Raw genomic sequence first — 7,496 nt, forward strand, 5'->3', positions numbered from 1 at the left:
CCCTCCGCGTTGGCGGGCAGCTGCGGCTGGGGGGCGAGGAAGGACGCGGCCCAGGCCGGGTCGGCGCCCGGGGAACGGCGCTCGGCGCGCTCCGGGGGCAGGGAGGGCTGCTCGTCCTGCGCGTCGTCGTCTTCCGGCGTCTCCTCGCGCGCGGGCTTCTTCTCCGGCTTCTCGCGCGACTCCTTGAGCGCCTTCTTCGCGTTGGCGGCCTGCTCCTTCTCCGCGAGGCGGGCGAGGCGCACGGCCTCCTCGGCGAGGACCTCCGCTTCGGCGGCCTCGGCCTCCTCGGCCAGACGCTCGGCCTCGGAGAGTTCCTCTTCTTCCGCCTCCAGCTCGGCGAGGAAGGCGGCCTCCTCCTCCTTCTCCTTCGCGAGCCGCTCCTGGCGGGCCTGGTAGGAGACCTTCTGCGCCTCCCAGAAGACGTGGGCGGACTCGGAGACGCGGCGGCCCAGGACCGTGAGCCCGGCCCACACCAGCGAGCACAGCTTGAAGAACGTGTACTGCGTGCCCACGATGAGCGCCGCCGCGCTGATGGCGGTGACGAGGATGACGGTGCCGACGGTGGAGAACATGCCCTCCATCAGGCCGCCCAGGCCGGCGCCCAGCGCGCCACCGGGCGGGTGCGCCCAGCCCTTGTCCTTGGCGAACATGAGCTGCGAGAGCACGGCCACGCTGCACGTGAGCAGCGCCAGGGAGATGATCTGCGGCAGGCGGCGACGCTCGCGGTTGCCCACGAAGAGCACCACGGCGGTGTAGATGCCACCCACGGGGATGAAGTAGGCGCACACGCCCAGCGCGCCCCGGAGCGTCTCCGCGATGAGGTGGCCCATGGGGCCCACCGCGTTGCGGAAGCCCGGGCCTGTCCGGTCATGCGCGTCGAAGGTGGCGACCGCCAGCAAGGACAGCAGCGAGGCGGCCAGGACGAAGACGCCCACGAGCGCCCGTCTGGCCGGGCTGGCTGCCCCCCCCGCCTTCATCTTCTTGTTCGCGAGCGCCTTGCGCTTGGTCGCGATTTCCTGTCGGGAGAGCACTGCCTTCTCCGCCCGACCACCCTTCTTGGCCGCTGTCATGGACCCCGGTTCCCTCTGCCCGATTCCAGCCGCGTAGCGAGCTGTAGCAATCCGCGCGGCGAGAATAGGGAGGGAAGGCCTGGGGTCAATTTTCCGGCAGGCCTCCGAGGGGGCTGGACAGGGCCTACATTTCGACTGCGACCCCGGGGGGAGAGGGTATGGTGCCCCCCGCCAAGGAGAACCCGAACCATGTCCAGCCTGACCCCTGAAAAGCCCTCCAACAACGAAGACGACTACTTCGCGCGTGAGGAGATCGAAGCCAAGCGCAAGCTGGCCCTCCAGCAGACCCAGGAGACGGCGGCCCTCCAGCGCGAGGAGCTCAAGAAGCTGCACTTCATGAAGTGCCCCAAGTGCGGCATGGACCTGCAGACGCTCAAGCAGGGCAACGTGGAGCTGGAGAGCTGCTTCAACTGCCACGGCGTGTGGCTGGACGCGGGCGAACTGGGCGAGGTCATGAAGCAGCACGGCCACGAGGGTGGCGGCAAGGTGATGGGCGCCATCCTCAACCTGTTCAAGCGCAGCTAGCAGGCGGTTTTCCCCACACGGGAGGAGGCTTCCCCATGGCCCTCACGCTCGAGCAGGTCCGGCACGTGGCCACCTTGGCGCGGCTGTCGCTGACGCCGCAAGAGGAGGCGCGCTACGCCACCCAACTGTCCCAGGTGCTGGACGCGGTGGCGGAGCTGGAAGCGCTGGATGTAGGCCAGGTGGAGCCCACCTCCCACGCGACGCTCGCGTCCTCGCTGCTGCGCGAGGACGTGATGCGGCCGTCGCTGCCCCCGGAAGCGGGCCTCGCCAACGCGCCGGCGAAGGTGGGCACCGCCTTCGCGGTCCCGAAGATATTGGAGTAGCCCGCCATGTCGTCGACGCTCACCGACCTGTCGATGCTGGAGCTGGCGGCGAAGCTGGCCGCGCGCGAGGTGTCCTCGGTGGAGGCCACCCGCGCGAGCCTCCAGCGCATCGCCCAGGTGGATTCGAAGGTGCGCGCGTTCCTGCGCGTGGACGAGCCCGGGGCGCTGAAGGCCGCCGAGGCCAGCGACGCGCGCCGGCACGCGGGCAGTCCCGCCAGTGCGCTCGACGGCGTGCCGGTGGGGCTGAAGGACATCTTCCTCACGGAAGGCGTGGAGACCACCTGCGGCTCGCGCATCCTGGAGGGCTTCGTCCCGCCCTACGACGCCACCGTGGTGCGCCTGCTGAAGGAGGCGGGGCTGCCGCTCCTGGGCAAGCTGAACATGGACGAGTTCGCGATGGGCTCGTCCAACGAGTCGAGCGCGTACTTCCCCACCCACAACCCATGGGACCTGACGCGCACGCCGGGCGGCTCGTCGGGCGGCTCGGCCGCGGCGGTGGCGGCGCGCGAGGTGTTCGGCGCGTTGGGCACCGACACGGGTGGCTCCATCCGCCAGCCCGCGGCGTTCACCAACACCGTGGGGCTCAAGCCCACCTACGGCCGCGTGTCGCGCTACGGCGTCATCGCCTTCGCCTCGTCGTTGGATCAACCGGGCCCCATGGCGCGCACGGTGGCGGACACCGCGGCGCTGTTCCAGCTCATCGCGCGGCATGATCCGCGTGACTCCACCTCCGCGGACGTGGCGACGCCGGACTGCCTCACGGGCCTGGAGGACGGGGTGCGCGGCCTCAAGCTGGGCGTGCCGCGTGAGTACTTCACCGCCGGCATGGACCCGGAGGTGGAGGGCACGCTGCGCGCGTCGCTGGAGGAGTTCGAGCGGATGGGCGCGACGCTGGTGGACGTGTCGCTGCCGCACACGAAGTACGCGCTCGCGACGTACTACCTGCTGGCCTCCTCCGAGGCGTCCAGCAACCTGGCCCGCTACGACGGCATCCGCTACGGGCAGCGGGCGAAGGACGCGCGCGGGCTCAAGGAGCTGTACACGCAGACGCGGGGGCAGGGCTTCGGCGCGGAGGTGAAGCGCCGCATCATGCTGGGCACCTACGCGCTGTCCGCCGGCTACTACGACGCCTACTACCTGCGCGCGCAGAAGGTCCGCACGCTGATCCGCGAGGACTTCACGCGGGCCTTCCAGCAGGTGGACGCGCTCGTGTCGCCCACGTCGCCCGTGCCGGCGTTCAAGCTGGGCGACAAGGTGGACGACCCGCTGTCCATGTACCTGATGGACGTCTACACGCTGCCCTGCAACCTGGCGGGCCTGCCCGGCCTGTCCGTGCCGTGCGGCTTCACGCAAGCGGGGCTGCCGGTGGGGCTGCAAATCCTGGGGCGCCCGTTCGACGAGGCCCGCCTGTTGCGCATCGCCCGCGCGTTCGAGCGCGAGCACGACTTCTTCCGCCGCGCCGTCCCCGTCTAGCGGGGAGCAGGTGCCGGCAAGGTGACACCGCCATGCCCCTGAGTGATTTCCAGACGGTCATCGGCCTCGAGGTCCACGCGCAGCTGCTCACGCAGTCGAAGATCTTCTGCGGCTGCTCCACCGCGTTCGGCGCCGAACCCAACCACCACACCTGTCCGGTGTGCCTGGGGATGCCCGGCGTGCTGCCGGTGCTCAACCAGCGCGTGGTGGAGTACGCGGTGCGCACGGGCCTGGCGCTCGGGTGCACGGTGAAGCCCACGAGCGTGTGGAGCCGGAAGAACTACTTCTACCCGGACCTGCCCAAGGGCTACCAGATTACCCAGTACGACCAGCCCATCTGCGAGTGGGGCGAGCTCGTCATCGACACGCCGTCGGGTGAGAAGACGGTGCGCGTGCGGCGCATCCACCTGGAGGAGGACGCGGGCAAGAGCGTGCACGACGCGTCCGCTTCCGCGGGCCAGAGCCTGGTGGATCTGAACCGCGCGGGCGTGCCGCTGATGGAGATCGTCAGCGAGCCGGATCTGCGCGACGCGGACGAGGCGGTGGAGTACCTCAAGGCGCTGCGCGACGTGCTGGTGTACCTGGGCGTCAACGACGGCAACCTGGAGGAGGGCAGCTTCCGCTGCGATGCCAACGTGTCGGTGATGCCGAAGGGCTCCACCACCTACGGGCAGCGCTGCGAGCTGAAGAACCTCAACTCGTTCCGCTTCCTCAAGCAGGCCATCGAGTACGAAGCGGCGCGGCAGGTGGACGTCCTGGAGTCCGGCGGCAAGGTGGACCAGGAGACGCGCCTCTGGGACGTGAACAAGGGCATCACCCGGTCGATGCGCTCGAAGGAGGACGCGCACGACTACCGCTACTTCCCGGAGCCGGACCTCCAGCCGCTCATCGTGTCGGACGCGCTCCGGGACTCACAGGCGAAGGTGCTGCCGGAGCTGCCCCGCGCCAAGCGCACGCGCTTCATGGGTGAGTACGGCCTGCCGGCCTACGACGCGCGCATCCTCACCGCCGAGCGCCCGCTGGCCGACTTCTTCGAGGCCTGCGCGGCCCACGCGCCGGACGCGAAGAAGCTCTCCAACCTGTTCCTGGGCGAGTTCAGCCGGCTTTTGAAGGACGAGGGCACGCCGCTGTCCGCGCTGCGCTTCACCCCGGCGCAGCTGGGGGAGCTGCTGGCCACGGTGGAGAAGGGCACGGTGTCCGCGAACGCGGCCAAGGACGTGCTCGGGGAGATGTTCCGCACCGGCCGCGCGCCCGCGGACATCATCGCGGAGAAGGGCCTCGCGCAGGTGAGCGACGTGGGCGCGGTGGAGGCGGTGGTGGACGACATCCTCGCGAAGAACGCGGGCGAGGTGGAGAAGTACAAGGCCGGCAAGAAGAGCGTGTACGGCTTCTTCGTGGGCCAGGTGATGAAGGCGATGAAGGGCAAGGGCAACCCCGGCCTCGTCAACGAGCTGCTCAAGAAGAAGCTCGGGGACTAGCGTGGCGCGGCTGCTGACCGTCGAGGGCGTCTCGTACCGGTGGCGCCTCCAGGGCCGGAGTGAATCCCTGGGAGGGCTCGCCCACCGCCTGCTGACGGTCATGTGGGCCGAGGCCACCCGTCAGGCCCTGCACGTATGGATCCGCCACGATGATCCGTGGCTCCATGTCGGTGAGGTTGATGTTTCCGCGCTGGAGACGCGCAGCGTGGGCCCCGGCCTGGTGGCTCGGGTGGTCACGCTGGCGCGGGCCGCGGGCTGGGAACCTGAGAAGCGTGGGCCCACGCTCAAGTTCCTCCTGGAGGAGGACGCGAGGCTCGTGGCCCTGGATGTACCCCGTGGGGGCTAACGCGGCACGGTGACGTGGAGCACGTCCTCGCCGCGAGGATCCGCGGATTGGGCGAGCACGTGCACGTCGTCCGGTCCCCGGCGCTCCAGGATGAGCGAGGGGGCCTCGAAGGTGTTCTCGAAGAAGCCGCCGGTGAGCTGCGGGTTCACCGCGTAGCGCACGCGCTTGAGGGTTCGCAATTGCGTGAAGAGGCCCTCGTTGAACCACTGCTCGCGGCGCAGCTGCGACTCGCCCGGCGCGTTGAAGGCCCAGGGCGCATCCCAGGACCACGCGTTGGCGGACGGCTGCGCGAGCACGTCCACGCCCAGCGCGTCCAGGTACTGCGCGCACGGCACGAACCACGGCTCGCCCGACGTGTGCGGCTCGCGGAAGCCGTCGTAGCAGACGAGCGTGCCCAGCTTGCCGAAGGGCGTGTCCACCACGGGCAGGTCCTCCGGACGGCCGGGGCTCAGGTGCAGCACGTCCTCCTGCGTGGGGACGAGGTTCACCTTGCGCGTGACGCCCACGCAGTGCCCGTCTGGTGAGAACGTGTAGCTGGTGTTGAAGGTGCGCGCCCCCGCGGGTTCGTACTCGGGCGTGTCGATGCCCAGGCGGTTGGCGGGGAGCAGCGCGCTGCCGGCCACGATCCACAGGCCATGGTCGCGCGCGATGCCGGAGAAGGTCTCGAACAGGACCCGGTGCACGCGGGGCGCCACCGTGGCGTAGAGGCACTCCTCCATCGTCGGCGGGCGGCAGGCGCGCCACGTCCGGAACAGGGCCCGCCACTCCGCCAGCGCCACGCGCGTCATCGCGCCGTTCGTCGTCTTGCAGCGGCGCACGCGCGACAGGTGCCCCATCAGCCCGAGCGCCGCGCCCACCATCTCCGGCCACACCGCGAGCGCGGGGTTCAGCGGCCGGCCCGAAGCATCCCGGGGCCGCAGCGCGTCCACTCGCGCCGCGAGGGCCCGGTGGCGCGCGGCGAACGCCTCCGGCGAGGCGTAGTCGTCGAGCGTGACGCGCGGCTGGACGGCGAACAGGTCGACGGAGTCGGGCGGGGACACGGGCGGACGCGCGGCGGCTACTTGAGGAAGCCCAGCTCGCGCAGCCGCTGCTTGAGGAACGCGTCCGCGGTGATGGGCGGGTGGCGCGCGGGGTTGTCCGGCGTCTCCGTCTGCGGCAGCGGCTTGAGGACGCAGTCGGAGTACGGGTGCACGAAGAAGGGCATCGAGTAGCGCACGGTGTCCTGCTCCGTGCTGGGCGGGTTCACCACCCGGTGCGTCGTGGAGGGGATGATGCCGTTCATCACCCGGCTGAGCATGTCGCCGGAGTCCACGACGATCTGCCCGCGCAGCGTGTCCACCGGAATCCACTCGCCGTCGCGCGTGAGCAGCTCCAGGCCGCCGGACGTGCCCTCACACAAGAGGGTGATGAAGTTGATGTCCTCGTGCTCGGCGGCGCGCACCGCGCCCGGGATGAAGCGGTCCTTCAGGGGCGGGTAGTGGATGAGCCGCAGCACGGAGTTGCCGTCCACCGTCATGTTGCTGAACGTGTCGCGCACGATGCCCAGGTAGTCCGCGAGCGCCTGGAGCATCACCGTCGCCGCGTCGTCCAGCTCCCGGTAGAGCGTCAGGGTGTTCTGACGGAAGGTGGGCACCTCCTCCGGCCACACGTTGGCGCCGTAATCGTCGCGGTAGGGGTGGCCCACGGGCAGCTCGCGGCCCACGTGCCAGAACTCCTTCATGTCCCCCACCTTGCGGTTCTTCGCGTGCTCCTGGCCGAACGCCATGAAGCCGCGCTGGCCCGGGCGCTCCGGCACCGCGTAGCGCGTCTTGGTGGACTCCGGCAGCTGGAAGAAGCGCTCCACGTCCGCGTACGTGCGGCGGATGAGCGCGTCCTCGACGCCGTGGCCCTCCACGGTCACGAAGCCGAACTCCTTGAGCGCGTCGCCAAACACCTGGACGAAGCGGGCCCGCTCGTCGGGAGTGCCGGAGCGGTAGTGGGACAGGTTCACGGTAGGGATGCGTCGGGCCGAGCGGGACATGGGGCCCATCCTAGCCGCGTGACTCCTTCCTGACACGTCGCAGTCCTCCGCCCAACCCTCACCCCGACCCACGGGAGGAAGGGCCCCTCACTTTGCGACACCGGCACTTGTCGACAGTGGATGCCGGGCTTCCTGGATGTACAGATTGGGCGGGGATTGGCCAGAGGGGGGGCGGTATGGCCGAAGTCGCGAGGAGCCATCGCACGTGTGGGGCGTGCGGTCGGAGACATGGACTGGAGACGTCATGCGACACGCTCGTCC

8 protein-coding genes are annotated in these 7,496 nt (G+C 70.1%); 5 read left to right on the plus strand and 3 right to left on the minus strand.

The features are described 5' to 3' along the window. The coding region (locus D7V93_RS32800) for a DNA translocase FtsK 4TM domain-containing protein (protein ID WP_208723234.1) at positions 1 to 1,070 on the minus strand (1,070 nt) is incomplete at its 3' end. Positions 1,071 to 1,259: 189 nt separating this feature from the next. On the opposite strand from D7V93_RS32800, the gene D7V93_RS32805 reads away from it, so the two are divergent. The 5 genes from D7V93_RS32805 to D7V93_RS32825 are packed head-to-tail and all read left to right on the plus strand — an operon-like array spanning position 1,260 to position 5,215. After that, entirely contained in the window at positions 1,260 to 1,595 is a 336-nt protein-coding gene (locus D7V93_RS32805) for a TFIIB-type zinc ribbon-containing protein (RefSeq protein ID WP_120647133.1), read from the plus strand. A gap of 35 nt (positions 1,596 to 1,630) precedes the next feature. Further along, on the plus strand, positions 1,631 to 1,918 hold the full coding sequence (gatC, locus tag D7V93_RS32810) for an Asp-tRNA(Asn)/Glu-tRNA(Gln) amidotransferase subunit GatC (protein WP_120647134.1): 288 nt from the start codon (positions 1,631 to 1,633) through the stop codon (positions 1,916 to 1,918). Positions 1,919 to 1,924: 6 nt separating this feature from the next. Continuing rightward, positions 1,925 to 3,391 (plus strand): Asp-tRNA(Asn)/Glu-tRNA(Gln) amidotransferase subunit GatA, encoded by a 1,467-nt coding sequence (gene gatA / locus D7V93_RS32815; protein ID WP_120647135.1) that lies wholly within the window; start codon positions 1,925 to 1,927, stop codon positions 3,389 to 3,391. Between the two features lie 32 nt (positions 3,392 to 3,423). Further along, positions 3,424 to 4,869, plus strand: coding sequence for an Asp-tRNA(Asn)/Glu-tRNA(Gln) amidotransferase subunit GatB (gene gatB, locus D7V93_RS32820; RefSeq protein ID WP_120647136.1), 1,446 nt, complete (start codon positions 3,424 to 3,426; stop codon positions 4,867 to 4,869). 1 nt (position 4,870) lies between these two features. Beyond that, complete coding sequence (locus D7V93_RS32825; protein ID WP_120647137.1) at positions 4,871 to 5,215, plus strand: hypothetical protein; 345 nt, start codon at positions 4,871 to 4,873, stop codon at positions 5,213 to 5,215. On the opposite strand, the gene D7V93_RS32830 is transcribed toward D7V93_RS32825, so the two are convergent. After that, positions 5,212 to 6,255, minus strand: a complete 1,044-nt coding sequence (locus D7V93_RS32830; RefSeq protein ID WP_120647138.1) for a carbon-nitrogen hydrolase family protein — start codon at positions 6,253 to 6,255, stop codon at positions 5,212 to 5,214. The genes D7V93_RS32825 and D7V93_RS32830 overlap by 4 nt on opposite strands. 17 nt (positions 6,256 to 6,272) lie before the next feature. Continuing rightward, a complete protein-coding gene (locus tag D7V93_RS32835) occupies positions 6,273 to 7,235 on the minus strand; it encodes an isopenicillin N synthase family dioxygenase (RefSeq protein ID WP_120647139.1) in 963 nt (320 codons plus the stop codon). Positions 7,236 to 7,496 lie beyond the last annotated feature (261 nt).

Source organism: Corallococcus llansteffanensis (genome assembly GCF_003612055.1).
GTDB lineage: Bacteria > Myxococcota > Myxococcia > Myxococcales > Myxococcaceae > Corallococcus > Corallococcus llansteffanensis.

Coding starts and splice junctions, on each gene's coding strand:
- gatA (WP_120647135.1), top strand. CDS start 1,925: ATGTCGTCGACGCTCACCGACCTGTCGATGCTGGAGCTGGCGGCGAAG.
- gatC (WP_120647134.1), top strand. CDS start 1,631: ATGGCCCTCACGCTCGAGCAGGTCCGGCACGTGGCCACCTTGGCGCGG.
- D7V93_RS32805 (WP_120647133.1), top strand. CDS start 1,260: ATGTCCAGCCTGACCCCTGAAAAGCCCTCCAACAACGAAGACGACTAC.
- gatB (WP_120647136.1), top strand. CDS start 3,424: ATGCCCCTGAGTGATTTCCAGACGGTCATCGGCCTCGAGGTCCACGCG.
- D7V93_RS32835 (WP_120647139.1), bottom strand. CDS start 7,235: ATGTCCCGCTCGGCCCGACGCATCCCTACCGTGAACCTGTCCCACTAC.